The sequence below is a fragment of the Herbaspirillum sp. 1173 genome (assembly GCF_031455335.1).
GTDB lineage: Bacteria > Pseudomonadota > Gammaproteobacteria > Burkholderiales > Burkholderiaceae_D > Herbaspirillum > Herbaspirillum huttiense.
Map to the genome: position 1 here is coordinate 649,427 of NZ_JAVDSP010000002.1, position 26,901 is coordinate 676,327.

The window sequence follows — 26,901 nt, forward strand, 5'->3', positions numbered from 1 at the left end:
GCACCTACTTGCAGAGCCAGGAACGGCGCTTTTTACAAGCGCACGGCCGACACCCCGTCGGCCGGCAAGACCGGCCCCACGCCACCCCCACGGTGCCGTGGGGCTTTTCTTCATATGGCCGCGGTGCAGCACCCCGCCAATCCGGGCTGGCTTGAGCTATCTCAAATTATTTCGAGGCCAGGCTCCTAGAATCGGCAGTGAACATCCCTCCGGCACGCCCGCGCCCTGCCGGCGATGCGGATGTCTCCGCCCCGACCCGCGTACGGTCGCGCCCTGTATCAGGAGGCTGGCCATGATTCCCACTGCCGATCGTGTCGTTTCCCTCGCCCCGTCTGCCGACAGCAACGGACTGGCCCAGCGCATTCCGGCCCTGCTGGCGGAGATGGATGCCGAGCACCGTGAGGTACTGGAGAGCGTGGCCGCGCTGGCGATCGTGCCGCCAGCCGGTTTTGCCAGCGCTTATGCAGCCCTGGTGGCGCAGATCGAGGCAGGATTCCGGGAAGAAGAAAAGATGATGGATGAGATGGGCTACAGCGATCTGCGTGCCCATCGCCGCGACCATGCGGAACTGCTGGCGCTGCTGCACCGGCTGCGGCCTTATCTGGACGATGGCAACGCGCCGCTGGCCGATATCGTCATGGGCATGATCCCGGCCATGCTGGTACGCCATATGGCGGGAATGGATCAGGCACTGGCGCTGGCCTTGCGCGTGCGTGCCACTGCAGCAGGGCCATGCTGAACTGAGCACGGCCCGGCACGGATCAGGCCGGAAAATTCAGCCTGTGGCGCTCAGGCATTCAAGGGGGTGGACGCAAGGTCCGTGCGGTCGCTGCGAATGCTCTCCGGCCCGGTACCGTAATCGGCCAGCGTGGCCCGGTAGAAATCAATGAACTCGTTTGCCGGCAAGGGCTTGGCGAACAGCCAGCCCTGGGCGAAGTCGACCCCGTGCTGGCCCAGATAGGCGGCCTGCTCCAGGGTTTCCACGCCTTCGGCGACGATGAACAGATTCAGGCTCTTGGCCATGGCGATGATGTGATCGATCACGGCGCTGGTGGCTGCGCCCGTGCCGATGGTGCTGACGAAGGACTTGTCGATCTTAAGCGCGTCCATGGGCAGGCCCTGCAGGTATTGCAGGTTGGAATAGCCGGTCCCGAAGTCATCGAGCGCCATCGAATGCCCCAGTTCGCGCGCGCGTGCCAGCGTCACGCGGGCCGAGGCAATGTCCATGCAGCCGCGTTCGGTGGCTTCCATCCACAACTGCTCGGTGCGGATGTCGGTTCCGGCAAGCGTCTGGCTGACCACGTCGATGATGCGGCCGGTCTTGATATCGTGGGCAGCGACGTTGACCGCCACGTGCAGGGCCCGGTCGGCGCGCAGGGTATCGCCCAGTTCTTGCACCACGGCCGCGATGACCTGATCGGTCATGGGCAGGATCAGTCCGCTCTCCTCGGCCAGCGGCACGAACAGGTCGGGCCGCACGATGCTGCCATCCGGCCGTCGCCAACGGATCAGCGCCTCGGCACCGATGCAGCGGCCGCTGGCCAGCTCGATGATGGGCTGGTAGTAGACAATGAACTCCTTCTTGCGCACCGCCAGCTGCAAATCCGCCAGCGGCGACAGGCGCGCCTGCGATATCCGCAGCACCAGCATCACCAGTCCCAGCGCGAGCAGCACGCCCACCGGCAGGAACCAGCGCTGCTCGCCGGTCATGGTCTCCACCACATGCTGGCCGTCAATGATGGCGGCGGCGGTCCAGCCGTCGCGGCTGACGGTGGAGACAAAGAACCCATCGAAATCCTGGTTGCCCACGCCGCGCAAGGCGCGACCGGCCATGCCGCTGGCGATGGGCATGCCGTACTGCGCGACCAGCCCGAAACCGTTGCGCGCCAGCACCACATGCACGCCATCTTCCAGCACCACGTCGACAAAGCGTTCGCGATGCACCAGCGCCGCATGGGCACCGTACTGGATGGACATCATGCTGGGCCCATCGCTGATGTAGGAAGCCTGTTCCAGCGCCACGCCGACGCCGTCCGCCGTGGTGAACACCGCCTCCGGCTGCGGACGGCGCAGCGCCTGCGCGCGGCGATCCCAGGAGGTGCACTTGAGCTGGCCGTATTCGTAGTAGCCCATTTCCTCGATGGCACCGGAACTGACGGCGATCAGGCGCATCTGCGCGATGTGCTCATCCGAGCAGGGAAACAGCAGCAGCGGCGACATCGACTTCAGCGCCCGCTGGGTATTCTGGAAAGTGGCCTCGGCGCGATCCACGACCGACTCGGCATAGCGCGTCAGGCGCTCGTGCTCGGACTGGACCACCGCCTGGCGCGACAGCCACAGCATGCCGATCACCGGCACCGTGGCCGCCACGATGGTGGCAATGACGGTCAGGACCACCACCTTGTTCTTGTTGTTCACATCGCCCCCTTGTGCTGCCGCTTGCTTCGCGGCCCGTTTGCCCCGGAATTTCTGTCTGATGCTCATCATTAGATCGCGATTAAGCGATTAAATCAATTTAATCATTTTACAAATGAGTGAATCGTCTTTGCATGGCTTGGGAAAAGTCCGTAAACCACGCCTGAATAAACTAATATTATCCTTATAAATCAATGACTAATGAGATATTTCAAGCGCATTGAAAAAGCGTTTTCGCCTTGATAACACAGTGGGGCCGCAACAACGAATTTACCGGTTATTCCCTTAAAGAATCATTTTTTTAGCAATTTCAATGAATTTGTGTTTTAATGATTCCATCAATCAATTTTTCGGGAATCGATCATGCGTCTCAACCTGCCCGTCACTCAACAAGAACGCGAGATCGATGCCCATGCCTCGATCGTCTCCAAGACCGATATCAAAGGCCGCATCACCTACGTCAACCCGACCTTCATCCACATCAGCGGCTTCACGGAAGAAGAGCTGATTGGTGCCCCGCAGAACATCGTGCGCCATCCCGACATGCCGGAGCTGGCCTTCGCCGACCTGTGGAGCACGCTCAAGGCCGGCCTGCCCTGGACCGGACTGGTCAAGAACCGCTGCAAGAATGGCGACTTCTACTGGGTCAAGGCCAACGTCACGCCGATCTGGGAACGCGGCAAATGCACCGGCTACATGTCGGTACGCACCAAGCCCACGCGCGCCGAGATCACCGCCGCCGAGCAGGCCTACAAGGAACTCAAGAAGGAAAGCGCCCGCATCGCCGTGCATCGCGGAGAAGTGGTGCCGACCGGCCTGCGCGGCAAGTTGCGCCAGGTCTCGCAGGTATCGCTGAAGACACGGCTGGATCTGGGCCTGGGCACTGCGGCCGCCGGCATCTGTGCGCTGGCCTTCCTCAACGGGCAGTGTGCCGAACACGCCAGCAGCCTGCCGACCCTGGCCGCTACCGGCGTCGCCCTGGGCAGCCTGGCGCTCCTGCGCATGACCCTGGCTACGCGCATCTTCAACCCCTTGCGGCGTGCCGTGGCGCAGGCGCGCCGGGTCGCGGGCGGCGATCTGTCGGCCGCCGACCTGCAGGCGCGCCGCGATGAAATGGGTTCCCTGCTGCAGGCCATGGAGCAGATGCGGGTCAATCTGGTGGCATCGGTAGGCGACGTGCGCCGCAGCGGCATGCACATTGCCCAGGCCACCGGCGAGATCGCACGCGGCAACATGGACCTGTCCTCGCGTACCGAATCACAAGCGAGCAGCCTCGAAGAAACCGCTGCCAGCATGGAAGAGCTGGCCTCCACCGTGACCCAGAACAGCGAGAACGCCCGTCAGGCCAACCGCCTGGTGGAAGAAGCGCTGACCACCACGCGCGATGGCGAAGCGTCCATCCGTCACATCAACGACACCATGGATGCCATCCACAAGAGTGCCGAGCAGATCAAGCAGATCACCGGACTGATCGACGGTATCGCCTTCCAGACCAATATCCTGGCCTTGAATGCCGCCGTGGAAGCAGCGCGCGCCGGCGAACAGGGACGCGGCTTTGCAGTGGTCGCCGGTGAAGTGCGCAACCTGGCACAACGCTCGGCCCAGGCCACCAAGGAAATCAAACAGCTCATCGACGAATCCTCACAGCGGGTCGGTACCGGTGTGAAGCTGGCCGGCGACATGCGCGACACCATGGGCGGCATCATGCGCGCAGTCACGCAGGCCGCCACCGCCGTGGCCGAGATCACCGCCGCCTCGGGCGAACAGCAGACCGGTATCCAGCAGGTCAACGAAGCCGTGGTCCTGATGGATGAAGTGACCCAGCGCAACGCGGCGCTGGTGGAAGAAGCAGCGGCCGCCGCCGGCAGCCTGGAGGAGTCGACGCAGCAGATGATCCAGGCCATCAGCGTGTTCAACCTGGACGGCATGGCAGCCACGGCCGTGGCCTCGCCCACGCACGAAAACAAGCGTGTGGCCCTGCCCCGCGCTGCCTGACCTGGAGGGCGCGGCTCCAGCCCCTGATCCGGAGCCATCGCTGAGGAGGCGAACATGGGACACAGCGAAGCATTGATGGCCAACGAGTGCGCCAGCCAACGCACCCATGCCGATGACGCGCCCGACACCCGGGCGCTGGTCAAGGCCAATGCACGGTATCGCCACATCATCGGCAACACCCCCGCCATCATCTACAGCAGCGTGCCCTCGGGCGATTTCCAGCTCACGTTCGTGAGCGAAAACGCCTCCCGCGTGCTGGGCTACGAGCCCTGGGAGATGCTGGACGATCCCAACTTCTGGTTCAACCACATCCATCCAGACGACACCGCCGCAATCTTCTCCAGCCTGGCCATGCTGTTCGTGGAAGACCAGAAGATCTACGAATACCGTTTCCGCACCCACGACGGCAGCTACCTGTGGATGCACGACACCCTGCGCTTGATCCGCGATGCCGAGGGCACGCCGCTGGAAGTCATCGGCCTGATGACCGACATCACCGGCCGCAAGCAGATGGAAGACACCCTGCAGCGCCAGGCCGAGGAACAGCGCGCCCTGATCGAACAGCTCAAGATGGCCCAGGCCCAGCTGATGCAGTCCGAGAAGCTGGCCTCCATCGGCCAGCTGGCCGCCGGGGTGGCGCACGAGATCAACAATCCGATCGGCTTCGTCAACGCCAACCTCAACACCCTGGGCAACTACGTGGCCACGCTGCTCGAAGGCATCAAGCTGTACCAGTGCGTCACCAGCGGCAGCCTGCCCTCCAGCGTGGCGCAGTCGGAGGTGCAGGCCTTCGAGGAGCGCGCCGACCTGCAATTCCTCAGCGAAGACGTGACCGAGCTGCTGGCCGAATCCAACGAGGGCCTGCAACGCGTCAAGAACATCGTGCAGTCGCTGAAGGATTTCTCGCGCACCGGCGAGAGCAACTGGCAGATGGCCGACCTGCATCGCGGCCTGGACAGCACGCTCAACATCGCCAACAACGAGCTGAAATACAAGGTCACCATCATCAAGCAATACGGCGAGCTGCCCATGATCAAGTGCCTGGCCTCGGAACTGAACCAGGTCTTCATGAACCTGCTGGTCAATGCCGCCCAGGCCATCCAGGAGCGCGGCAGCGTGACCATCCGCACCGAACGCTGCGGCCAGCGCGTGGCCGTCTGCATCAGCGATACCGGGCACGGCATCGCGCCGGAACACATCAACCGCATCTTCGAACCTTTCTTCACCACCAAGCCGGTCGGTAGCGGGACCGGGCTTGGACTGTCGCTGTCCTACGGCATCATCAAGAAGCATGGCGGCGATATTCATGTCAGCAGTGCACCGGGCAAAGGCACCACCTTCCGGATCGAATTGCCCATCGATCCCGCCAGCGCCCAGCCGCCGAGCAAGGCCTCGGGCGAACCAGGAGACGCATCATGACCGCCATCCACAGCCAGGAACTCCAGACCCTGCAACAAGCCGACCCGTTCGCCCTGCCGCCGCCCTGCGTGCTGCTGGTCGATGATGAACAGAGCATCCTGTCGGCCCTGAAACGTACCTTCCGGCCCCAGGGCTATCGCCTGCTGACGGCCACCAGCGCCGAAGCCGGGCTCGACATCCTGGCCAGCGCCGATGTCGACCTGGTCATTTCCGACATGCGCATGCCCGGCATGAACGGGGCCCAGTTCCTGGCCCAGGTCAAGCAGCAATGGCCGGCCACCATGCGCATCCTGCTGACCGGATATTCCGAGATCGGCAGCACCATCTCGGCCATCAACGATGGCGGCATCCACCATTACCTGTCCAAACCTTGGGAAGACCGCGAGCTGCTCATGGTCGTGACCCACGCGCTGGAGGAACAGCAGTTGCGCAAGCAGAAGATGGCGCTGGAACGCAAGGTGCGCGAACAGAACCTGCAACTGGCCGATTTCAACCGCCAGCTGGAACGCCAGGTGCAGGCGCGTACGGAAGAATTGCGCCAGACCGTCCTGTTCCTGGAGAACGCCCAGGAAGAGGAACAGAAAGCCTTCCTCTCCATGCTGCACGTGTTCTCCGACATCAGCGAACTGCGCGCCGGCCTGGCCAACGGCCAGTCCGCCCGCATCGCACGCTGGTGCGAACAGCTGGGGCTGCGCATGGGCATGAACAGCCATCACGCCAAGGAGATGATGATGGCCGGCATGCTGCACGGCATCGGCAAGCTGGACTTGTCCGATGAACTGGTGAAGAGGCCCATCGAAAAGATGAGCAGCGATGAATTGCAGCGGTTCCTGTGGCATCCGGTCAAGGGCCAGATGCTGCTGACACCCATCCCGACCCTGGCCGAGACCGGCGAGATCATCCGCCACCAGCATGAGCGCTATGACGGCCGGGGCGTGCCGGAAAGCCTGTCAGGCGACGCCATCCCGCTGGGCTCGCGCATCCTGGCCGTGGTGCGCGACTTCGAAGGTCTGTGCAATGGCGGCATCACCAGCCACAACGTGAGTCCCGAGAAAGCGCTGTCCATGCTGCGCACGCATGCCGGCCATCGCTATGACCCGGTGGTGGTCAACACCTTCATCGCAATGATGGAAGAGCAGCGCATGGCGCTGGAACAGCAGACCCGCCTGCTGTCCCCGGCCGAGCTGAGGGTCGGCATGAAGCTGGCCGAGGACCTGCGCACCAAGTCCGGCGTGCTGCTGCTGAACAAGGAACACGTGCTGGACGAAGCCATCCTGGCACGCTTGCGGCGCTTCGAGCAGATCGATGAGATGCCGCTGAAGGCCAGGATCCTGTTGCATTGAGCGATAACCCGAACCCGGCGGCACCTGCCGCCGGCCCACTGAACGCAGCCATGCCGGCAACAGGCCAGCTGCATCCACCCGATGCATCACAAAAAAGACCCGACAAGGAAACCGATGAATACCGTAAGCGCCCCCCTCCTGACTGACATCCCGGCGCAGGACCAAGAGCACTACCACCAGGCTATCCGCCGCGCACTGGACCGTACCCAGGCCATCATTGAATTCACGCCCACTGGCGAGATCGTCAGGGCCAACCGGCTGTTCCTCGAAGCCGTCGGCTATGAGCTGGAGGAACTGCAAGGTCAGCACCATCGCATCTTCTGCGAGCCCGAGTATGCGAAGTCGCAGGAGTATCGCAGCTTCTGGCGCCGCCTGGCCGACGGACAAGCCGAGCACGGCCAGTTCCTGCGGCAGACCAGGGACGGACATCCGATCTGGCTGCAGGCTTCCTACAATCCGGTGCTGGACCAAAACGGCAAGGTGACCGGCATCATCAAGTTTGCCACCGACATTACCGCGTATCGCCAGCGCAGCATGGAGCAGGCCGGAATGATGGAAGCCATGGCACGCTCCACGGCCATCATCGAATTCGACCTGCGTGGGCAGATTCTGGGGGCCAATCCGAATTTCCTGCGCACCATGGGCTACACGCTCGACGAGATCAAGGGCCAGCATCACAGCATGTTCTGCCAGCCGGCACAGATCCAGTCGCCCGCCTATCGCAACTTCTGGGCCGATCTCGGCGAAGGCCGCTTCCAGGCCGGGCGATTCGAACGCCTGGCCAAGCATGGCGTACCGGTCTGGATCCAGGCCAGCTACAACCCCATCCTCGACGAGTCCGGCAAGATCATCAAGATCGTCAAGTTCGCCTACGACATCACGGCCCAGGTCAGCAAGGAGATTGAAATCAGCGACAGCATCACCGAAATCAAAGGTTCAATGACTGCGCTCAGCTCTTCCATCGAGACCATCTCCGGCGAAACCGAGACCACCCTCTCTCGCGCGCGCATGGCCATGAGCGCCGCCAGCCAGGGCAAGACCACGCTGGAGCGCACCATCCATTCGATCAGCGAGATCCAGACCTCGGCCAAGCGCATCAATGAAATCGTCGACCTCATCGCCGGCATTGCCGGCCAGAGCAACATCCTGGCCTTCAATGCCGCCATCGAAGCGGCGCGTGCAGGCGAACACGGCATCGGTTTCTCGGTGGTCGCCGACGAGGTCCGCAAGCTGGCCGAACGATCCACCCACGCCGCGCGCGAGATCTCGGGCATGATCAGCCAGACTTTGCTGCTGATCGACCAGGGCGTGCGCCAGTCGACCCAGGTCACGGACGCCTTTGCCGACATCTCGCAAACCGTGGACGGGACCTCCGCCTCGGTGGATGCCATCCGCGCCTCCAGCGCACAGCAATCGCGTGAGACCCGTAGCGTGCTGGACGTGCTGACGCGGCTGGATGACATTGCCCGCCAGGCCTGACGATGACCGATGACGCTCTCTACCTGCCGGGCGGCGTGGTGTGCACCATGGATGGCGTGGATTTCGCCATGGCGCTGCCCGCCGTCCGCACCGCGCTGCCGCTGTCGGACCTGCCACCGCCCTTGCCGCGCCGTGCCGGTGCCTGCGTCGGCCTGGTAACCCTGGAAGGATGCTGCATCCCCTTGCTGGACCTGCGGCGCTGGCTGCAGTGGCCCAGTGCCGAGCGCACCAGCCCGGGCGTTCCGCAGGTCGCGCTTGTCCTGCAATCGCAAGGACGCCAGGTGGCCATCAAGATCGATGCCACCAAAGCCGTGCTGCGCGAGCCCCTTGCACTGACGACGCTGGCCCAGCGTTCGACGTCGGGTGAAGAATTGTTCCAGTCTGCAGTCAGCGTTCCCGCCATGGGCGCACTCCCCGTACTGGACGAGCAACGGCTGTTTGCCTTGTGTGAAGTCTGGCAGCAGGCCGACGACGGTGCAAAGCCCGGTGCCAACAAATCGCCTGCACCTGCTCAGAGCAGCCAGGGCAAGGTGCTCCTGGCGCGGTTACGTATCGGACCGCAGCAGTTCTGCATCCCGTCGGACGATGTGGTCGCCGTCGACGTGATGCCTGCCATCTCCAGTATCGCGCTGCAATCGGCAGTGCGTGGCTACACCAGCTGGCGCGGCCGCAAACTGCCGGTGCTGCCGCCGGCGCTGCTGGGTGCCGATGGCGAAGCCTGCACGCCCTATCTGGCAGTGGTGCAGCATGCCGGTGCCTGGGCCGGGATACCGGTCAGCGCCACCGAGGGCGTTCATGCAGAGGACATGACGCGCCTGCGCCCCGCTGATGAGGCCGGGCTTTCCGCCTCGGCACTGGTGCGTGGACTGCTGGCCACCCAGAACGGTGGTCACATGGCGCTGCTGGATGCTGCAGCGCTGACCAGTTACTGCCCGCTGGGAAGCGATACCGCCCCTGGCATGCAGGACGCCGCCTCCGGCCAGCCGCGTCCCGTGAGCACGTCGGCACACATGATCGTCAAGGGCCGCCATGACTGGGCCTTGCCGATGGAGGATGTGGTGCGCGTGACCACCCTGCCCGATGATCTCGCCTGGCAGCATGGCGTGAGCGGCGATGGCCAGCCGTGGAGCGTGGCGCACATGGTCCACGACGGCCGCAGCCTTGCCGTCTGGAACATCGACGCTCGCGTGCTGGACAGGCGGGACCGACAATGCGCTGCGCCCGGTAGCGGCGGCGGGCACAGCGTCGTCATTGTCCGTGTCGGCGATAGCGAAGCCGGGGTAGTCTTCGATACGCCCCAGAAGATCGTGGCGGCGACGGCATGCCGGCGTGTCTCGCTCCAGGGCCGGGGGGGAAAGCGCATGCACCTGGTGCTCACCCGCCAGGCCGACAGCGAGGCCGAGCACACCTACGCGCTGTGGGACCACCGGGAGCAGTTGGTCCCGTTGCTGGCCTGTGCCGGGGCGCGTCCCGGACCGCTTTCTGAAGCAAGACGCGCACAATAGGCGGATGCATCCCGATGGGGGCAGCGTTCAGGGGGAAACCAAGCTGCCAGACCGCAATAACAATAATTCGACAACCATGACCAGAATCACCCGAAATACCTGCCTGTTCCTGCTGATCGCCTTCAGTCTCTTGCTGGCCGGCGTGGCCGGCCTGTCGCACCTGAACCAGAAGGAGGTGCGCGACAGCCTGGCGCTGGACAGCCGCTGGATCCGCGACGACATCGAATCCCTGCTGCGCCGTTACGAACACGGCCTGCGTGGTACTCGGGGGGCCATCCTGGCCATCGGTGCGGACGACCTGAGCCGCGAAAAACTGTTGCGCTACATGGACAGCCGCGATCTGGCGCAGGAATTTCCCTGGGCCGGCGGTTTCGGCTTCATCCGCCACGTGCCGCTCGCCGCGCTGCCCGCCTACGAGAAGAAGATGCGCGAAGACCGCCTGCTGTTTTCCGGCATCACCCAGCTCGCCGACAACCCCGGCGACCGCTACGTGATCGAATACATCGAGCCCATCGCCCCCAACCGGCCGGCCCTGGGCCTGGACATCGCCTCGTCGCCGGAACGCCGCTCGGCCGCCGATCACGCCATGCTGACCGGCCGCGCGGAACTGACCACACCGATCAGGCTGGTGCAGAAGGAAGGGCGAACAGCCAATGCCTATCTGTTCCTGCTGCCCATCTATGCCGGCTCGGTCACGCCGCCGACCATGGAGCAGCGTCAGGAAAGAATCCTCGGCTGGGCTTACGCGCCGCTGTCGGTGCATGACATCCTCTCCGAACTGAGCCGGCGCTGGAACATGCATGCGCTGGAAATCCTGGTGGAGGACGTCGCCAGCAATACCGCAGCCGTCGAGCTGTTCCGCAGCAGCGGCTTTGACCAGATCGAGGGTGCCGTCAGTCTGGAAACGGCCGTACCTCTCTATGGCCGGGCCTGGAAACTGAGCCTCCGCGCCGCCCCCGAATACGCGCAGGCCCACCAGTTCATCAGTGATCGTGCCACGCTGCTTTCCTGCATCACGCTGGCCATGCTGATCCTGGCCAGCGCGCTGGCCTATCAGGTTTTCTCCACCCGTGAACGCAAGCTGCAGGAAGCCCGTGCCCTGCTGGCTGCCGTGGTGGACAGCTCGCCCGACGCCATCGTCACCACCGATGCCCGGGGACTGATCACTTCATGGAACCGGGGGGCCAGCGACACCCTGGGCCTGCCCGAAGGACGTGCACTGGGCACGGCCCTCTCCACGCACGCAGCGCTGCGCGAGCTGGACCAGCAGGGCAGTACACGCTCCACTTCCCCAGGCTTCAGTCCCGGCACCAGCCAGCAGGAGGAGCCCCACGTGATCAGCTTGCAGGGCGAGTCGCTACGCTACGCCTCGGCCCTGATGTTCCCGCTGCGCGATGGTGCCGGGCGGCAGATCGGCAAGGCCTTCATGCTGCGCGACGTCACCCGCGAGAAGCGCATCGAGCGCCAGTTGCACCGCATCAACGAGGAACTGGAACTGACCGTGCAGCAGCGCACCCATGCGCTGCACCAGGCCAAGACCATGCTGCAGACCGTGCTCAACGTCATGCCCTCGCTGGTCGGCTACTGGGACAAGCATCTCATCAACCGCTTCGCCAATGCGTCCTACGAGCGTGTCTTCGGGCGTGAGCATGGGGAAATCACCGGCATGTACATGCTGGATCTGGTCGGGACGGAACTGTATGAAAGCGCCCTGCCCCATATTGACGCGGTGCTGGCCGGAGAGAAGCAAACCTTCGAGCGCACCTTCACCGATGCCGTCAACGGCTACAAGCACGTCCTCACCACCTACATCCCCGACGTCAACGAACAAGGTGAAGTCAACGGCTTCTATGTCGTGGCGCACGACGTCACCGAGATCACCCACAACCGCAACCAGCTCAGCGAGGCGCTGGCCCAGAACCAGTCGCTGCTGGACCAGGTGCAGCAGTCCAACGCCCTGCTCAACAACGTGCTCAGTTCAGCCACCGGCGTAGCCATCATCGCCACGGCACCGGACGGCGTGATCACGCTCTTCAATCGCGGGGCCGAACGCATGCTGGGCTATCACGCCGAGGACGTGATCGGGCAGATGAAGGAGGAAGCCTTCTCGGGCCGCCTCAACAATCCCGCCATCCGCGCCCAGGCGACACTGGACGAGAAGGCCGTGAGCGACCTGCGCTACCGCCGCAAGGATGGCGTGACGCTGCCGGTCACGCGTCAGCAGACCTCCATGCTGGATCACCGCCAGCGCCACATCGGCGACCTCTACATCGCCATGGACATGAGCCTGCAGCGCCAGCAGGAAGCCGAACTGGCAGCCGCCCGCGACCAGCTGATGCTGGCCGCCGAAGTGGCCAAGCTGGGCGTGTGGGTCTGGGACCGTACCGGGGACACCTTTGAGTTCAACCGCCAGATCGCCGAGATCTACGGCATCGGCGATGGCCGCAGCGGGCAGGTGACCACCTATGAGGGCTGGCGCAGGCGCGTGCATCCCGACGATGTCGGCTATGTCGAATCGGCCCTGCAGGCGGCGCTGGCCGGTACCGGAGAATTCGAGCCGGTGTTTCGCGTGGTGCGCGCCGACGGCAGCATCCGCTTCGTGCAGGCACGTGCCCACGTCGACCGCAACGGCATGGGCGCGCCGGTGCGCGTGATCGGCATCAACCTGGACATCACCCAGCGCATCGAATTCGAAAACAACCTGGTCGAGGCGCGTCTGAAGGCCGAACAGGCCAACTCCGCCAAGAGCCTGTTCCTGGCCAGCGTCAGCCACGAGATCCGCACCCCCATGAATGGCGTACTGGGCATGATCCAGCTGCTGCAGAGAACGCAACCGCAGCCAGCCCAGCGCGACTACCTCAACAAGGCCGAGATCTCGGCCAAGTCCCTGCTCAACCTGCTCAACGACCTGCTGGATTTCTCCAAGATGGATGCCCGACAGGTGCAACTGGATATGCAGGCGTTCTCGCTGGAGCATTTCCGCCACGACCTGACCGCGATCCTGGCCGGCAACCCGCCGCAGGAGGGCGTCAGCCTGCAGATCACGCTGGATGGCGACCTGCCGCAGCGCGTGGTGGGCGATGTCTATCGACTGCAGCAAGTGCTGGTGAACCTGATCAGCAATGCGCTCAAGTTCACGCATCTGGGCCGCATTGACGTGGAGCTGCGGCGGCTGGCGGCGGACAGCACCCGGCAAGTGATGCTGCAGGTGGAAGTCAGCGACACCGGCATCGGCATTGCCCCGGAACGGCTGCAGGACATCTTCGATGCCTTCACCCAGGCCGAAGCCTCCACCACCCGCCGCTATGGCGGCACCGGGCTGGGGCTGGCCATCAGCCGCCATCTGGTGCAGCTCATGGGCGGCCAGTTGCAGGTGAGCAGCGAACCGGGACGCGGCAGCCGCTTCTGGTTCGACCTGCCCATGGAGATTGAGGACGCCACGCCGCTGTCGCAGGCATGCGCAGCGGACGAGCAGATGCAGGCCGGGCATGCGCCCGCCGGCGAGACCGCGCGTGAACTGGAAGGGGTGCAGATCCTGCTGGTGGAAGACAATGCCGTCAATCGCCAGGTCGCCACCGGCCTGCTGTCCCTGTATGGCGCGCACATCAGCTGCGCCGAGAACGGCAGCACGGGCGTGGCCATGGCCTGCGATCCCGAGCGCCACTTCGACCTGATCCTGATGGACCTGCAGATGCCGGACATCGACGGTATCGAAGCCACCCGGCGCATCCGCCGCCAGCAGGATCTGCGCCACATCCCGATCCTGGCCATGACCGCCAATGCCTCGCCGGAAGACCGCCGCCGCTGCATCGATGCCGGCATGGCGGGACACATCGCCAAGCCCATCGACGTGAGTACGCTGGTGCCGACACTGCTGTCGCATCTCCAGCATGACCGCAGCATCGCTGCGCAAGAGCCGCTGCCCGCCGAGACCACGCGCGTGGACGTACCGCCCGCCGACCGCCAGCAGGTCGACCTCTACGCAGACCTGATGCGCCGCTACCGTCAGGCCAGCGACGTCTATCGCACCACGCTGGATGCCGCCGGGCCGGAACTGGAACGCCTCTTCGCGGACTACGACGCGGCGCTGGCGCAGGCTTCGCCGGGCGGCATCGAGCAGACCGCTCATGCGCTCAAGGGCTTGTGCGCCACCATCGGTGCCAGCGGCCTGGCGGCGTATTTCGCCGGGATAGAGCGCGTGTGCCGCGCTGGCGAAGGTGTGCCGTCCGATCGTCTTTTCCCGGCCTGGCGCGAAGAACTGGTCGCGGTGCGGCGCGATGCGGGTGTGGTCTTGCAGCAACTGGCGATGCAGGCGCTGCAGGGTGTTTCCGGCTCACCGGGGCCGGCTGCGCCGCAGGCCGGCGCGGAGCCGGCGACGGCGACAGCAGAGGCTTCCGATTTTCCTGATAGGCAGGCGCTGCGGGCCTTGCTATTGTCGAGCAACCTCGAAGCGCTGGACCTGGCCGAAGCCATCGGCAAGCGCCATGGGCTGATGCAGCAGACGCGCTACCAGCAGTTGTGGGAACTGATCGAGAAGCTCGATTTCCCGGCGGCATTGGGCCATCTCGATGACCATTTCGGAGAACCTCGTTGAAACGCATCCTGGAAGAACTCTCATCTCTGCGCGGCAGCCGTCCGCGCGTACTGCTGTGCGATGACCAGCCCATCAACATCCGTCTCGCCAATGCCCTGCTCAAGGGTGACTACGAGATCTTCATGGCCACCAGCGGCCTGCAGGCCATCGATCTGTGCGAAAAGGTGGTGCCGGACCTGATCCTGATGGATGTGAACATGCCCGGCCTGAACGGCTACGAGACCTGCGAACGGCTCAAGCAGAACACCGCCACGCTGGGCATTCCGGTGATCTTCCTGACCGGCTTGCAGAGCGAGGAAGACGAGGTCAAGGGCTTCGATGCGGGCGGCGTGGATTTCATCAGCAAACCGATCAACGGCACGGTGCTCAAGGCGCGCGTGCTGACGCACCTGACGCTGAAACTGCAATCCGATTTCTACCGCAACATCGCCGTCACCGATTCGCTCACCGGCCTGTTCAACCGCCGCAAGTTCGACAGCGAGCTGGCCGAGAAATGGGAGCTGTGCAAGCGCTCCGGCCAGGCCATGTCGCTGCTGATGATCGATATCGACTACTTCAAGAAGTACAACGACCACTACGGCCACCAGGCCGGCGACCACTGCCTGGCCGAAGTGGCGCACGCCATCCGCAGCAACTTCCACCGCAGCTATGATTGCGTGGCGCGCTACGGCGGCGAGGAATTTGCCTGCATCCTGCCCATGGCAGGCCGCGAGCAGGCCTTGAAACTGGCACGCGACGTCTGCGACGCCGTGGCCCGCCTGCACCTGCCGCATGCCCGCTCGGACGCCAGCGAATTCGTCACGCTCAGCATCGGCGTGGCCTCGGTCGATGTACCCGGTCACAGCAGCACGCCGGCCGCGCTGATTGCCCTGGCCGACCAGAACCTGTACCAGGCCAAAGCGCACGGCCGGGCGCAGGTGTATTGCGCCACCCCCGTCGAGGACGCTGCCTTGCAGTCCTCAGCGTCCTGATCCCCGCTGCAGCACCGTCCGAACAACACAGCCGGCCCTGAGCCGGCCACCGGCGTTGGCGCTGGCGCTGCGCATCCAGCCGCAAGGCAGGAGAGAGATGGCCGCCGTCCTGATCGCGATCCGGCCGTTGTGTCGGCTGCCCTTCCCCATCGGTCGCTGCGCCGCAACGCGATATCGAAAAATAACGAGGAAATATCCGAATAAATTTGAATTTACCGGCCTGAATTTCAAGCTTCGTCGACTATTTTCGACATCCCGGTAAAACTGCGTTTTTCTTCCCGCATGTCCTTGTCAACTGCAACAGTTTCCCCGGCAAGGGAGCGGTGAAGCCCATTGAACCCGTTCGATGCGTCCCTATCGGTCAAGGAAGAAAAACATGACAACTGCACATCTCGCTCATATCGTCGGTGGTGAAGATTCTCACGGCGGACCGCTGGTCCGCCTGCTGGAAGCCGCCGGATTCCATGTCGCCCATCACCCCTCGGCCGACCAGTTTCTGCAGCACACCACCGGTACCGCGCGTGGCGGACTGGTTCTGGAAGTCCACATGCAGAACCTCGACGCGCCACGTCTGCGCTCGCTGCTGGATGAACGTGAACTGGGCCGGCCGCTGATCGTCATCACCGGCGCACCGCCGGCCTCCACCCCGGAGGACAAGCGCTACGGCCCGCACGACCCCGGCCAGCGCCTCATGAGCGTTCCGGCCGGCGATGCCGGCACCCAGCCGATGGTGCGCCAGCAGCTGGTGGAAGCCTTCCGCGGGGCGCTGATGCCCTTCGATGAATCGGGCCCGCAGATGCGGCAGCAGCAGGAGCACCACCAGCGGCTCAAGACCCTGACCCGGCGCGAACGTGAAGTGCTGGAACGTCTGGTGAAAGGACGGTTGAACAAGCAGATCGCCGCCGAACTGGGGACCTCGGAACGGACCGTGAAGGCCCATCGCCAGCAGGTCATGCGCAAGATGAACGCGGGCTCGCTGGCCGCGCTGGTGGCGGCGATGACGCGCTACTGAGTGAAGAAAACTGACGGGGCGGCCGATGCCGCCCACTTGCCCTGCCCCTGCTCCATCACGGTCACCGGAGCTCAGCCGGTGACCGACTCCTCCGACTCCACCCGATTGCGTCCACCGCGCTTGGCCTGATACAAGGCCTGGTCGGCGCGCGCGTAGGCTTCCTCGAAATCGCTGCCGGCGGCGGCCCAGGCCACGCCGAAGCTGGAGGTGACCGGACGCGCCGGCAGGCACTGGAAGCGGTCACCGGCAATCGCCTGGCGAATCCGTCCGGCCAGGATCACGGCCTGCTCCAGCGCCACGCCGGACAGCAGGATGGTGAACTCCTCGCCGCCGACGCGCCCGATGACGCCATTGCCTGCCAGCGTGGTGCGCAGGCGCGCGACCAGCTCGCGGATCACCGCATCACCGGCCGGATGGCCGAATTCATCGTTGATGCGCTTGAAGAAATCGATGTCCAGCACGATCAGGGACATCGGAGATTGCTGCAGGATCTGGTGCGCCTGCTCGAACACAGCGCCGCGATTGAGCGCACCCGTGAGATTGTCATGGCGCGCCTTGTAATCGAGCTCATCGCTCAGTTGCTTCAGGCGCGCATTGAGCAGGTTCAGTTCGCGCTCGGTGCGGTCGCTGCGCGAGATCAGGCGGCGGCTCTGGCGCATCAGCTGGCCATAGTGCTGCACCAGTTCTTCCAGCGCCGCACGATGGCTGGCCGGCTCGCTGGCAGGATCGGCCAGCACCGCATTGGCGCGGTGCAGGGCTTCGGCTTCGGCCGCGAAAAGGTCGCCGCCGTGCATCAGCTCTGGACCGCGTGATCGTGGAAGACCAGCGCGGCGAAATCTTCCTGCAGCTCCTGGCCGAATTCGAAGATGGTGTCGTCTTCCTCGTCGTGGTACCAGTTGAGGACCACTTCGGTGCCGCTCTCGGCCTTCTCGTTCAGGGCATCGAAGAGCGAGAACAGCATCTTGGTGCTGGAGCTGTTGAAGTAGGCCAGCGCCACGTTGACGGTGATGGTGCTGCCCTGCTCATCGTCGGCCAGGAAGCGGCGCAAGGTGGTGATGATCTCGCCCCAGAACTGGGCGGCATTCTCGGGATAGGATTCGCCCTTCAGCGAAAGCGTGCGCTGGTCGAAGCGGAAGTCCACTTCGGGAGAGCTGGCGCTGGCGGCGATGAATAAATTGTCCATGGTGTCGTGTGTCAGAGGCAGCGGGCCCTCAGATGGTGGCCCGGAGATAGAAGGTCTGCGCGCCATCGGCGGCGGGCTGGGAGAATTCGAAGTCCAGCGGTGCACTGGCATCGCGCGCCACCGTCAGGAAACCCAGGCCCGCACCCTTGCTGTCGGCCGGTGTTTCGGCGCGCAGCATTTCCTTGTAGGCCGCCTTGATTTCTTCATTGGTCAGCGAGCGCAGGTGTTCCAGCTTCTCGCGCAGCTTGTCGGCCATCTCTGCATCGACCGGATTGGCGCAATGCAGAAAGTAGCGGCCATCGGTCTGGGTGATGTAGACCGCCCCGTGGCGCATTGGCGGCTCTGTGACTTTTCCTTCCTTCTCATGCAGATCTGCCGAGTAGTGCACGATGTTCTGCGCCATCTCGATGAAGGAAGAGAACAATTTGCGCCGGGTCTGCGCCAGCGCGCCGGTATGCTCGGCGCGCAGCTTCACGGCCTCGGCCATGGCGGCGATGATGGTCTGGGAAAAATAGCCGACGTAGTAGAAGACGATGTCGCGCCGTGCGACATAGCTGTGGAACTCCGCCCACTCCTGCTGGATACCGTTCATGCGTGTGTTCCGTGTTGAGAATCTGGTTGAGAGCCTGGCTGCGCGGCATCCAGGCGGACGCCGAAGAAGCAGATGTCGTCACGCCGCCGCTGCGTACCCTGGTAATGCCCGTGGATGTCCATCACCACGCGGCCCAGTGCCGGCATGGCCAGGCTGCCGTGTTCCAGCAGGGTACGGCGCAGGCGCTGCTTGCCGAAGGCGATGTGCTTAGGGCCGCCGATCTGGTCGATCACGCCATCGGTGCAGACGAAGATCATGGACCCCGGCGCCAGGTGCTGGCTGTGGTTGTCCCACTGCATGTCGTCGGGCGTATCGACGTAGCCCAGGCCGACGCGCTTGCCTTCGATGGTCAGCACCTCGGTGCCATCGGCCACCAGCAGGAACAGCGGCATCTTGGCGCTGCTGCTGGTGAGGGTGCGGGTGGCGCTGTCGAACCAGAAGAAGCAGGCATCCATGCCGTCGTCCGATTCGGAGGGCTTGCCGGACTGGCCATGCTGTCCCAGCACGCGCTTCATGCTGCGGTTCACTTCACGCATGAGACGTGCCGGATCATGCGGTCCGTGCAGCTCCAGCGCCTGCTTCAGTGACGACGAAGCGATCAGGGTCAGGAAGGCGCCCGGCACGCCATGGCCGGTGCAATCCGCGACCGCAGCAAACCAGCCGCCGGGATGCGGTTCGAAATGATAGAAGTCGCCGCCGACCACATCGCGCGGTTCCCACACCAGGCAGGCATCGGCCAGCGCCTCGGTCATGGCCGCGCGCGAGGCGCTCAGCATGGCGCGCTGGATCACGCTGGCGTAGTCGATGCTTTGCATGACCTGGCGATTCTTCTCTTCCTGCATCGCCACCAGTTCGCGCATCAGGGCCAGGCCCGCACCGAGCCCGGCCAGCTGGCCCTGGTCGACGATGATGAAACCATCGGCCAGGGTCTTGTCGCCCGAGGCCACGGCCAGCGCACCCAGAGTTTCGATGGGGGTATCGGCTTCGACGATGAGGGGGTCCTTGTCCATGAACGCGATGCAGCTCTTGCGCTCGTAGAGCTCGCGGTGATACGGCTTGGACATCTGGGACATGAAGATGTGGCGGCTGATGAGCCCGATGGGCCGCTGCCGCTCCACCACGGGCAGGCTCACCAGCTCCTTGTGCTGGCCGAAGATCTCCAGGACGGTAGCGTTGTTCTCATCGAACTGCACCACCGGCACCTGGACCGCCAGCGCTCCCGCTGTCGGTTGGAACAACTTGCTCCCTGTCGCCGGAGTCAGACTGAAATGACTTTCCACCGTGCTCGCCCGCGTCGTGATTTTTGGATAGACCGCGGATCATATTTCATTCCTGTGACAACAATGTGACGCTGTTGAGCGACAAGTTATCTTGCAAACGAGACGGACAGTCTCATCGCATCGCAATCCGCGTTCACGGCTTGCACTGCAAATGGCGAGTGACCGTTTCCCACTGCGCGTGCCAACCAGCGAGATCGGCGCAACGCCAATGCACCAGCGACTGGATGCTCGACTGCAGATGAATCAGCGGATCGGCCAAAATCGGTTCGTGATGTGCGATACGGTTGCGGAACCTGCGCAAGCGCTCCAGTTCCGTGTGAATTACCTGCCGCGCTTGTGCGGGCCGAAGCGGATGCGGAAAATTGGGAAAGCAATGCAGGATCTGACTGTCCCAGATACGTCCTTGATAGCGCACGGTGAACAGATGGCACCAGAAAGCGAACCTGAGCTCGGCGATGACCTTGCCTGTGGCACCGCTCTGCATTTTGCCCCGCGCACGCATCAACTCGGACTGCGGCTGAAAATGCGGTCCTTTGGGATTGGGCAGGCTGCGCTCGAAGTTACGATTCCATGGCCAGTCCTTCCCATAAATACTGCAAAGGGCGCTGTCCACGGCATTTCTGACAGTGACCTCGCACACGTGCAATGACGCAAAGAAGGCCGCAGACATCAAGGCATGCCAGCTGTACTTGTCGATAGGATGGGTATTGGTGGAGAAGCCCGCCGCGCCCTGAAAGGTTGCCAGTCGGGTGGCTGAAAGCGCGCCGATGATGTTGTCGATTTGCGATGCCGTCAAGGTATTGCCCATGTTCCATCTTCCTATCCGTTGGCGCGTGTGCTACCATTTTTCGGTGAGCTTGTGGACACGCGGGCGTCAGCCTCCCCCACAGGACAGATGATATGGAACACGGCCCACTTCGGTGGGCCGTTTTTCATTTCAAGCTTGAACGATCAAATTTCTTCCAGACGACACGCGTTCTTCAGATCACGAAGAACCCATGCGTCCCATCCCTCCCCAATTGTTCCACCAAGCCGAATTCCCAATCGAGATAAGCCTGCATGGCGCTGGCCGCATTGTCGGTCCCTTCATAGGGACGACGATAGCGGTCGATGCGCGATGACAGCAGATGGGTCTCGCCTTTCTCCAGTGGCAGACCGGCCTGTGACCACGCCGCATTGCCACCCTCCAGCAGGAACACCGGCTGGCTCACCAGCGCCTGCAGATCCGGCACCGCAAACTGCGCCAGCAAGGCGCTGCCGCACGTGATCACGAAGCGCGTGGCCGAGGGGAAGCGGCGCGCTGCCGCCGTAATCTCCGAGCGCAGCACAAACCAGGCACCCGGAACATGTCCGGCCACATAGCGCGCGCTCAGGGCCACATCCAGCACCACCGTGCCGTCATTGGCCTGCAGCCAGCGCTGCAGCTGCTGCGCGCTGATGCGCTGCTCGGGCCGCAGTGCCGCCACCGGCAGCGCGCGCGGGGCGTCGCCGCTGACCGTGAAATCGGCCGCCGTCACGCCGTCGACCACAAATACTTCCCACGCCATCTGTGCCAGCCATGAGGCAGTCATGTCAGCACGCACGCCATCGTCATCCACCAGCACGATGCGAGCACCACGCACGGGGGCATTCATCTCGGTCTCCTGCACCAGCTGCCCGCCAGGCGCGGAGAGGAAGCCCGGCAGATGTCCGGATCGGTATTGCTCGGGCGTCCGTACATCGAAACGGTAGACGGTGCGGTCCGGCTGCGCCAGTTCACCCAGGCGTGCCAGTGCAATGCGCTTGACGCCCGCACGATCAGCCACGCTGCGCGCCTGCCGACGCGCCTGTTCACGCTGGCTGGCCTCGACCGTTTCCGGAAAGCGGCGTGCCTGTCCGTGTTCCAGCGTCTGCCCCGCCAGCGTCCAGCCGATGGTGCCATTGCGCAATGCATGGACCGGATTGGGCAGCCCGGCATTGACCAGCGACTGCGTACCGATGATGCTGCGCGTACGGCCTGCACAGTTGACGATCACGCGCGTCCTGGGATCGGGCGCAATGGCGGGCAGGCGCAGCACCAGCTCGGCACCGGGCACGCTGATGGAACCGGGGATGTTCATGTTCTGGTATTCGTCGAAGCGGCGCGCATCGACCACCACCACGTCTTGACCGCTGTCGAGCAGGGCCTTGACCTCTTCGGCCGCCAGCGACGGTGTATGACGCTTCGATTCGACCAGTTCGCCAAAGGCCTTGCTGGGCACGTTGACGTCCTGGAACAGCTCGCCCCCGGCCTCGCGCCAGCCCCGCACGCCACCGGCCAGCACGCTCACGCGCGTGTAGCCGAGCGCACGCAGGCGCAGGGCGGCGCGGACCGCCAGGCCTTCGCCATCATCGAGCGTGACGATGCGGACATCGCGGCGCGGCAGCCGGGCAAAGGCATTCAACTCCAGATGCGAGAACGGAAAATTGGCGGCAAACAGCGGATGGGATTGCGCATGCGGCGCTTCCTCGCGCACGTCGAGCAGGGCGATTTCCTCGCGCGCCAGCAAGGCGGCGCGGACTTCAGCATAGGAACTCACGGGCAGGGAAGCAGTAGCGTGTTCTTGACTCATGGTGTGGCAGCGTCGGTGGACTGGTCCCAGATATTGGGCAAGGTGGAATTGGAATAACCGGAGATGAACGGCACCCGCCGTCCATCGGGATGGTAGACGGAACGCCGCACGGCACCGATGTTGGCACCATAGACGTGGATGCTGATCGAGACCTGGTCGGCAAAGGCATTGCTGACCTGATGCACATCGTGCAGCGGTGGCAGATCCGGCGATACCGCCTCGACCTGCCCGGCCTGCAACAGCGTGCGTTCCCCCACGGGCTGCAGCTGCTGCTCCTGCCAGGCAAAGGATTGCGCGTATTCGGCCCCGCGCAGCACGCCGATCAAACCCCAGACCGTGTGGTCATGTATGGGTGTGCGCTGGCCCGGTCCCCATACAAAGCTCACCACCGAGAAACGCTGCGCCGAATCGGCATGCAGCAGGAACTGCTGGTAACGCTCGGGATGCGGCTGGGCATAGGCATCCGGCAGCCAGTCATCGTGGGCCACCAGGTTGCGCAGCAAGGCAGCGCCGCCATGCAGGATGGCGGCCTGGTCAGCACGCGCATCGAGCAGCCCGGCAAACCCGGTCACGAACTCGCGCAAGCGCCAGAGCTGCCGGGTGGATGAATCGGGTGTGGACATGTCTCCCTCTCTGTAGACAACGGATGGCTGCGGTCCGCAGCAACCGGTCTGCGCCGGTTCAGACCCAGACTATAAATCATTTGCGCCATGCGCTTGCGACCCGGCCTGCACGGCGTCGCCAGCGCAGGCAGGCGGCGTTTCAGGCGATGACGTTTTCTGCACCATGGCCGCCGGCCTTGGCCTCGGCGGCCTCGGTCTGGCGATGGCGCACTTCGGCACGGATCTGCTGCGGGTTCCTCAACAGATTGAGGATGGGGCAAGTCGCCTCCACGGCCTCGAACAGGGCTTGCACTTCCTCCTTTGACGCGGGCGAGTCGAGATGCACCACATAGCCGATGTCATGCGGCCAGACCGGAATGTCTTCATGGCCGGGACGGCCGCCGCGCGGGTCGATGCGGCCGCTGACTTCCACCTCCAGCGAATCGATGGGGACCTGCCGGTGTGCGGCCTGGATCAGGAAGATGTGGGTGACGCACGAACCCAGCACGCCCAGCTGCAGCTCCGGCGAACTCGGCCCCAGGTTGTAGCCGGCGAAGTCCGGCGGGCTGTCGCTGATGACCTGGTGGTCGCGGATGCGGATGCGGCGCACGCCGCTGCGGCCCTCGGCGCTCACGCGCGCAGCCAGCTGGTTGGGGCCGGCATTGCCGGCCGCGATCAGGGCTTCACGCGCCAGCACGGCACTGCGTTTTTCACTCAGGTAATGGTTCAGGGATGTCATGGCGTCCTCCTGCAGGCAAGGGTGGATGAGGCGAAAAAAGGCAGCCAGTGTCCCGCCACGCCACGGCCGCGAGCAAGGAAGCAATCCGCATATCGATAGCCATTTCCTGTCGCATATCCATTGTCGATCTTGTTCGTTTGTCCTGGCGCGACCGTATTGCATATTGGCGATCTAGCAAAGCTGGGCTTGCATTGTCCATGCCGGCCCCAGCCCCCTTCCTTCCATTTGCGGAGCCACGCCACCATGACCCAAGACATCCTGCTGCCCGACCAAGACCTCCACGCCGATCTCGCCAGCCCCAAACGCCGCAGCCTGCTGCGTGGCGGTGGCGGTGCCGCGCTGGCCGCACTGACCGGTGTGGGCGGCACGCTGGCGGCCAGCCAGGCCTGGTCGGCCGGCCCGCCACAGAAGGTCACCTTCGCCTGGAGCCAGGTCGCCTTCTGCCTCTCACCGGTGGTGGTGGCGCAAGAAAAGGGCTTCTTCGAAAAGAACAACCTGCAGGTGGAATTGCTCAACTGGGGCGGCTCCACCGACCAGCTGCTCGAAGCCCTGGCCACCGGCAAGGCCGACGTCGGCGTGGGGCTGATCCACCGCTGGCTCAAGCCGCTGGAATCGGGCTTCGACGTCAAGGTGATCGGCTCGGCCCACGGCGGCTGCCTGCGCATGCTGGGCGTCAAGGAGGCCGGTGTCTCGGACTGGAAGCAACTCAAGGGCAAGACCATCGGCGTGTCCGACATCAACAGCCCGGCCAAGAATTTCTTTGCCATCCACCTGGCCAAGCGCGGCGTGAATGTGGAGAAGGACGTCGAGTGGCGCGTCTATCCGGCCGACCTGCTGGACGTGGCCGTCAAGAAAGGCGAAGTGCAAGCCATCGCCGACGGCGACCCCAATCTCTACCTGATCGAAAAGCGCAATCGCGGCGTCTTTGCCGAGATCGGCAACAACGCCAAGGGCGAATACCAGGACAAGATCTGCTGCATCACCGGTGCGCGTGGCGAGTTCGTGCGCAACAACCGGCCGGCGGCCGCAGCCGTGGTGCGCGCCATCATCCAGGCCTCGGACTACGTGGCGGAAAACCCCAACGAAGCCGCCAAGCTCTACGCCAAATATTCTCCCAAGATTCCGGTGGAAGACCTGCGCGCCCTGCTCACCGACCTCACCTATCACAACCACCCGACCGGCACCGTGCTGCGCTCCGAAGTCGAATACTTCGCGCGTGACTTCCACACCGCAGGCGTGCTCAAGAAGAGCACCGATCCGGCGCGCTTCGCCAATCACGTGACGGTCGATGTACTGGCCTGATCGCCAGCCCGCCCTCTACCACGGAGCATGACATGACTACCACCACTGATCACCTGCCCGGGCAAGCTGGCGCTGCGCCGCAAGCGGCCGCCCTGCAACGCGTTGCGCGCCTGAATCTATGGCGCGGCGGCCTGCTGGCTGCCGTTACCTGGCTGGCTTTGGGCACGCTGGTGCTGCAATGGCCGAACAAGGAAGTCGGCTTTTCCGACTGGGCCTATACCGATGAATTCGGCGTGGCGGCACTGACGGTGGCCGCAGTGCTGGCCCTGCTGTCGGTGGGCGGCCCGTGGACGGCGCGCGTGGTGTTCCTGCTGCGCCCGGCGGCACAATGGCTGATCGCCCTGCCGCTGCTGCTGGGCGTGTGGGAAATCCTCACCGCCAAGCTGGGCGTGCTGCCCACGCCCTTCTTCGCCCCGCCGCAAGCGCTCATCGAAGTCTATGGCGAGGACTGGCCGCGCCTGGGTCTGTCCACCGCGCATTCGCTGCGGCTGCTGGCGCACGGCTTTGCCAGCGGTGCCACGGTCGGCTTCGTGGTCGGTGTATGGATAGGCTGGTCGCGCATCGCCGGTTACTGGGTCCATCCGGTGCTGCGCTTCCTGGGGCCGGTGCCGGCCTCGGCGCTGCTGCCGCTGGCCTTCTTCTTCGCACCCTCCAGCTATGCCGCCGCGGTGTTCCTGATCGCACTGGCCAGCTTCTTCCCGATTGCCGTGCTCACGTGGTCGGGCGTGGCCGCCGTCAGCAAGAGCTACTACGACGTGGCCCGCACGCTGGGCGCGTCGGAACGCTTCCTGGTGCTGCGGGTCGCGATTCCGGCGGCACTGCCGCAGGTCTTCGTCGGACTCTTCATGGGACTGGGCGCGGCCTTCTCGGTGCTGGTCACCGCCGAGATGATGGGCGTGAAAGCCGGGCTAGGCTGGTACCTGCAATGGGCCCAGGGCTGGGCCGCCTACAGCAACATGTATGCGGCGCTGTTCGTGATGGCCATCCTGTGCTCGGGACTCATCACGCTCTTGTTCAAGGTCCGCGATCACGCCCTGTCGTGGCAGAAAGGCACCGTCAAATGGTAAGCATCACTTCTCCCGCCGCCGTCCCTGCGGCCACTGCGGAGGCCGGCGTGACCGGCGCGCAGATCGATATCGAACAGGTCAGCCACTGGTTCGAGCGCAAGGGCGGGCAAGGTCCGCTGCAAGTGCTGGACGAGGTTTCGCTCAAGGTTGCGCCCGGCGAATTCGTCGCCCTGCTCGGTCCCAGCGGTTGCGGCAAGTCCACCCTGCTGCGCCTGGTGGCCGGGCTGGAACCGGCCACGGCCGGTCAGATCCGGCAAGACGGCCAGCCCATCACCCGGCCTGATCCCTCGCGGATCGTGGTGTTCCAGGACCCGACGCTCTATCCCTGGCGCACCGTCTGGGACAACGTCGCCCTGGGCCTGCAGGCACGCGGCCTGCTCAAGCAGCAGCGCCATCGCGTGGACGATGCGCTCACGCTGGTGGGCCTGGAGGAATTCGCCGATGTCTTCCCGCATCAGCTCTCCGGCGGCATGGCCCAGCGCGTGGCCTTGGCGCGGGCGCTGGTCAATGATCCGCAACTGCTGATCCTGGATGAGCCGCTGGGCAAGCTGGACTCGCTCACGCGCCTGTCCATGCAGAGCGAACTGGTGGCGCTGTGGCAGCGGCGCGGTTTCTCTTCGCTGCTGGTGACGCACGATGTGGAAGAGGCGCTGTTCCTGGCGCAGCGGGTCATCATCTTCGGCCAGCGGCCGGCCGCCATCCGCGCCGAGATCCAGGTCGACCTGCCCTACCCGCGCCATCGCGGCGATCCGAAGCTGGCGCAGTTGCGCCACGAAGCCTTGCGCCACCTGGGCCTGGATGACAGCTGGTAA

Annotated in this window: 21 protein-coding genes; 12 read left to right on the forward strand and 9 right to left on the reverse strand. The window is 64.4% G+C overall.

Annotated features, from left to right (window positions below; genetic code table 11):
- Window positions 1-292: 292 nt before the first annotated feature.
- Window positions 293-739, forward strand: coding sequence for a bacteriohemerythrin (locus tag J2X56_RS10980; RefSeq protein WP_121043615.1), 447 nt, complete (start codon window positions 293-295; stop codon window positions 737-739).
- 50 nt (window positions 740-789) lie between these two features.
- On the opposite strand, the gene J2X56_RS10985 is transcribed toward J2X56_RS10980, so the two are convergent.
- Window positions 790-2,418, reverse strand: coding sequence for an EAL domain-containing protein (locus J2X56_RS10985; protein ID WP_121043981.1), 1,629 nt, complete (start codon window positions 2,416-2,418; stop codon window positions 790-792).
- 360 nt (window positions 2,419-2,778) lie between these two features.
- Here J2X56_RS10985 and J2X56_RS10990 point away from each other — a divergent pair, with 360 nt between their 5' ends.
- The 8 genes from J2X56_RS10990 to J2X56_RS11025 all read left to right on the forward strand — a co-directional run bounded on the left by J2X56_RS10990 (window position 2,779) and on the right by J2X56_RS11025 (window position 16,733).
- Complete coding sequence (locus tag J2X56_RS10990) at window positions 2,779-4,410, forward strand: PAS domain-containing methyl-accepting chemotaxis protein (protein WP_121043618.1); 1,632 nt, start codon at window positions 2,779-2,781, stop codon at window positions 4,408-4,410.
- A gap of 54 nt (window positions 4,411-4,464) precedes the next feature.
- Window positions 4,465-5,829, forward strand: coding sequence for an ATP-binding protein (locus tag J2X56_RS10995; protein WP_199725104.1), 1,365 nt, complete (start codon window positions 4,465-4,467; stop codon window positions 5,827-5,829).
- A complete protein-coding gene (locus tag J2X56_RS11000; protein ID WP_121043620.1) occupies window positions 5,826-7,172 on the forward strand; it encodes an HD domain-containing phosphohydrolase in 1,347 nt (448 codons plus the stop codon). Before J2X56_RS10995 ends, J2X56_RS11000 begins: the two co-directional genes overlap by 4 nt.
- 114 nt (window positions 7,173-7,286) lie before the next feature.
- Entirely contained in the window at window positions 7,287-8,651 is a 1,365-nt protein-coding gene (locus J2X56_RS11005; RefSeq protein ID WP_158601273.1) for a methyl-accepting chemotaxis protein, read from the forward strand.
- Window positions 8,652-8,653: 2 nt separating this feature from the next.
- Window positions 8,654-10,156 carry a chemotaxis protein CheW gene (locus J2X56_RS11010; RefSeq protein ID WP_310160220.1) on the forward strand — a complete coding sequence of 501 codons (1,503 nt, stop codon included), beginning with the start codon at window positions 8,654-8,656 and terminating at the stop codon, window positions 10,154-10,156.
- A 76-nt stretch (window positions 10,157-10,232) separates the two neighbouring features.
- Window positions 10,233-14,750 carry a CHASE domain-containing protein gene (locus tag J2X56_RS11015; protein ID WP_310160221.1) on the forward strand — a complete coding sequence of 1,506 codons (4,518 nt, stop codon included), beginning with the start codon at window positions 10,233-10,235 and terminating at the stop codon, window positions 14,748-14,750.
- Window positions 14,747-15,721 carry a diguanylate cyclase gene (locus J2X56_RS11020; protein WP_310160223.1) on the forward strand — a complete coding sequence of 325 codons (975 nt, stop codon included), beginning with the start codon at window positions 14,747-14,749 and terminating at the stop codon, window positions 15,719-15,721. The genes J2X56_RS11015 and J2X56_RS11020 overlap by 4 nt, the downstream gene beginning before the upstream one ends.
- 376 nt (window positions 15,722-16,097) lie before the next feature.
- The gene (locus tag J2X56_RS11025; protein WP_209567534.1) at window positions 16,098-16,733 is read left to right on the forward strand and encodes a response regulator transcription factor; all 636 of its coding nucleotides are present in this window, start codon (window positions 16,098-16,100) and stop codon (window positions 16,731-16,733) included.
- A 71-nt stretch (window positions 16,734-16,804) separates the two neighbouring features.
- On the opposite strand, the gene J2X56_RS11030 is transcribed toward J2X56_RS11025, so the two are convergent.
- The 8 genes from J2X56_RS11030 to J2X56_RS11065 form a co-directional block, all read right to left on the reverse strand.
- On the reverse strand, window positions 16,805-17,527 hold the full coding sequence (locus J2X56_RS11030) for a GGDEF domain-containing protein (RefSeq protein ID WP_209567536.1): 723 nt from the start codon (window positions 17,525-17,527) through the stop codon (window positions 16,805-16,807).
- A complete protein-coding gene (locus tag J2X56_RS11035; protein WP_034336874.1) occupies window positions 17,527-17,916 on the reverse strand; it encodes a DUF1987 domain-containing protein in 390 nt (129 codons plus the stop codon). The genes J2X56_RS11030 and J2X56_RS11035 overlap by 1 nt, the downstream gene beginning before the upstream one ends.
- Before the next feature lie 28 nt (window positions 17,917-17,944).
- The gene (locus tag J2X56_RS11040; RefSeq protein ID WP_034336877.1) at window positions 17,945-18,508 is read right to left on the reverse strand and encodes a SiaB family protein kinase; all 564 of its coding nucleotides are present in this window, start codon (window positions 18,506-18,508) and stop codon (window positions 17,945-17,947) included.
- Window positions 18,505-19,788, reverse strand: coding sequence for a PP2C family protein-serine/threonine phosphatase (locus J2X56_RS11045; protein WP_121043631.1), 1,284 nt, complete (start codon window positions 19,786-19,788; stop codon window positions 18,505-18,507). Before J2X56_RS11045 ends, J2X56_RS11040 begins: the two co-directional genes overlap by 4 nt.
- 133 nt (window positions 19,789-19,921) lie before the next feature.
- Window positions 19,922-20,596 carry a hypothetical protein gene (locus tag J2X56_RS11050; RefSeq protein ID WP_209567538.1) on the reverse strand — a complete coding sequence of 225 codons (675 nt, stop codon included), beginning with the start codon at window positions 20,594-20,596 and terminating at the stop codon, window positions 19,922-19,924.
- Between the two features lie 172 nt (window positions 20,597-20,768).
- Window positions 20,769-22,379 (reverse strand): rhodanese homology domain-containing protein, encoded by a 1,611-nt coding sequence (locus J2X56_RS11055; protein ID WP_310160229.1) that lies wholly within the window; start codon window positions 22,377-22,379, stop codon window positions 20,769-20,771.
- Window positions 22,376-23,002 (reverse strand): cysteine dioxygenase, encoded by a 627-nt coding sequence (locus tag J2X56_RS11060; RefSeq protein WP_134136631.1) that lies wholly within the window; start codon window positions 23,000-23,002, stop codon window positions 22,376-22,378. Before J2X56_RS11060 ends, J2X56_RS11055 begins: the two co-directional genes overlap by 4 nt.
- Window positions 23,003-23,141: 139 nt before the next feature.
- Window positions 23,142-23,720 carry an OsmC family protein gene (locus J2X56_RS11065; protein ID WP_121043643.1) on the reverse strand — a complete coding sequence of 193 codons (579 nt, stop codon included), beginning with the start codon at window positions 23,718-23,720 and terminating at the stop codon, window positions 23,142-23,144.
- 243 nt (window positions 23,721-23,963) lie between these two features.
- Here J2X56_RS11065 and J2X56_RS11070 point away from each other — a divergent pair, with 243 nt between their 5' ends.
- From J2X56_RS11070 to J2X56_RS11080, 3 genes are read left to right on the forward strand one after another with little or no spacing between them, the layout of a single operon-like run.
- A complete protein-coding gene (locus tag J2X56_RS11070; RefSeq protein ID WP_310160231.1) occupies window positions 23,964-25,022 on the forward strand; it encodes an ABC transporter substrate-binding protein in 1,059 nt (352 codons plus the stop codon).
- Between the two features lie 32 nt (window positions 25,023-25,054).
- The gene (locus J2X56_RS11075) at window positions 25,055-26,089 is read left to right on the forward strand and encodes an ABC transporter permease (RefSeq protein WP_121043646.1); all 1,035 of its coding nucleotides are present in this window, start codon (window positions 25,055-25,057) and stop codon (window positions 26,087-26,089) included.
- On the forward strand, window positions 26,083-26,901 hold the full coding sequence (locus J2X56_RS11080; RefSeq protein ID WP_310160237.1) for an ABC transporter ATP-binding protein: 819 nt from the start codon (window positions 26,083-26,085) through the stop codon (window positions 26,899-26,901). The genes J2X56_RS11075 and J2X56_RS11080 overlap by 7 nt, the downstream gene beginning before the upstream one ends.

Excerpts from the sequence above, each read along its gene's own strand:
- J2X56_RS11055 (WP_310160229.1), bottom strand. The coding sequence starts at position 22,379 with ATGAGTCAAGAACACGCTACTGCTTCCCTGCCCGTGAGTTCCTATGCT.
- J2X56_RS10990 (WP_121043618.1), top strand. The coding sequence starts at position 2,779 with ATGCGTCTCAACCTGCCCGTCACTCAACAAGAACGCGAGATCGATGCC.
- J2X56_RS11010 (WP_310160220.1), top strand. The coding sequence starts at position 8,654 with ATGACCGATGACGCTCTCTACCTGCCGGGCGGCGTGGTGTGCACCATG.
- J2X56_RS11080 (WP_310160237.1), top strand. The coding sequence starts at position 26,083 with ATGGTAAGCATCACTTCTCCCGCCGCCGTCCCTGCGGCCACTGCGGAG.
- J2X56_RS11035 (WP_034336874.1), bottom strand. The coding sequence starts at position 17,916 with ATGGACAATTTATTCATCGCCGCCAGCGCCAGCTCTCCCGAAGTGGAC.
- J2X56_RS11005 (WP_158601273.1), top strand. The coding sequence starts at position 7,287 with ATGAATACCGTAAGCGCCCCCCTCCTGACTGACATCCCGGCGCAGGAC.
- J2X56_RS11070 (WP_310160231.1), top strand. The coding sequence starts at position 23,964 with ATGACCCAAGACATCCTGCTGCCCGACCAAGACCTCCACGCCGATCTC.
- J2X56_RS11065 (WP_121043643.1), bottom strand. The coding sequence starts at position 23,720 with ATGACATCCCTGAACCATTACCTGAGTGAAAAACGCAGTGCCGTGCTG.
- J2X56_RS11040 (WP_034336877.1), bottom strand. The coding sequence starts at position 18,508 with ATGAACGGTATCCAGCAGGAGTGGGCGGAGTTCCACAGCTATGTCGCA.
- J2X56_RS11075 (WP_121043646.1), top strand. The coding sequence starts at position 25,055 with ATGACTACCACCACTGATCACCTGCCCGGGCAAGCTGGCGCTGCGCCG.
- J2X56_RS10995 (WP_199725104.1), top strand. The coding sequence starts at position 4,465 with ATGGGACACAGCGAAGCATTGATGGCCAACGAGTGCGCCAGCCAACGC.
- J2X56_RS11030 (WP_209567536.1), bottom strand. The coding sequence starts at position 17,527 with ATGCACGGCGGCGACCTTTTCGCGGCCGAAGCCGAAGCCCTGCACCGC.
- J2X56_RS11050 (WP_209567538.1), bottom strand. The coding sequence starts at position 20,596 with ATGGGCAATACCTTGACGGCATCGCAAATCGACAACATCATCGGCGCG.
- J2X56_RS10980 (WP_121043615.1), top strand. The coding sequence starts at position 293 with ATGATTCCCACTGCCGATCGTGTCGTTTCCCTCGCCCCGTCTGCCGAC.
- J2X56_RS11015 (WP_310160221.1), top strand. The coding sequence starts at position 10,233 with ATGACCAGAATCACCCGAAATACCTGCCTGTTCCTGCTGATCGCCTTC.
- J2X56_RS11025 (WP_209567534.1), top strand. The coding sequence starts at position 16,098 with ATGACAACTGCACATCTCGCTCATATCGTCGGTGGTGAAGATTCTCAC.
- J2X56_RS11060 (WP_134136631.1), bottom strand. The coding sequence starts at position 23,002 with ATGTCCACACCCGATTCATCCACCCGGCAGCTCTGGCGCTTGCGCGAG.
- J2X56_RS11000 (WP_121043620.1), top strand. The coding sequence starts at position 5,826 with ATGACCGCCATCCACAGCCAGGAACTCCAGACCCTGCAACAAGCCGAC.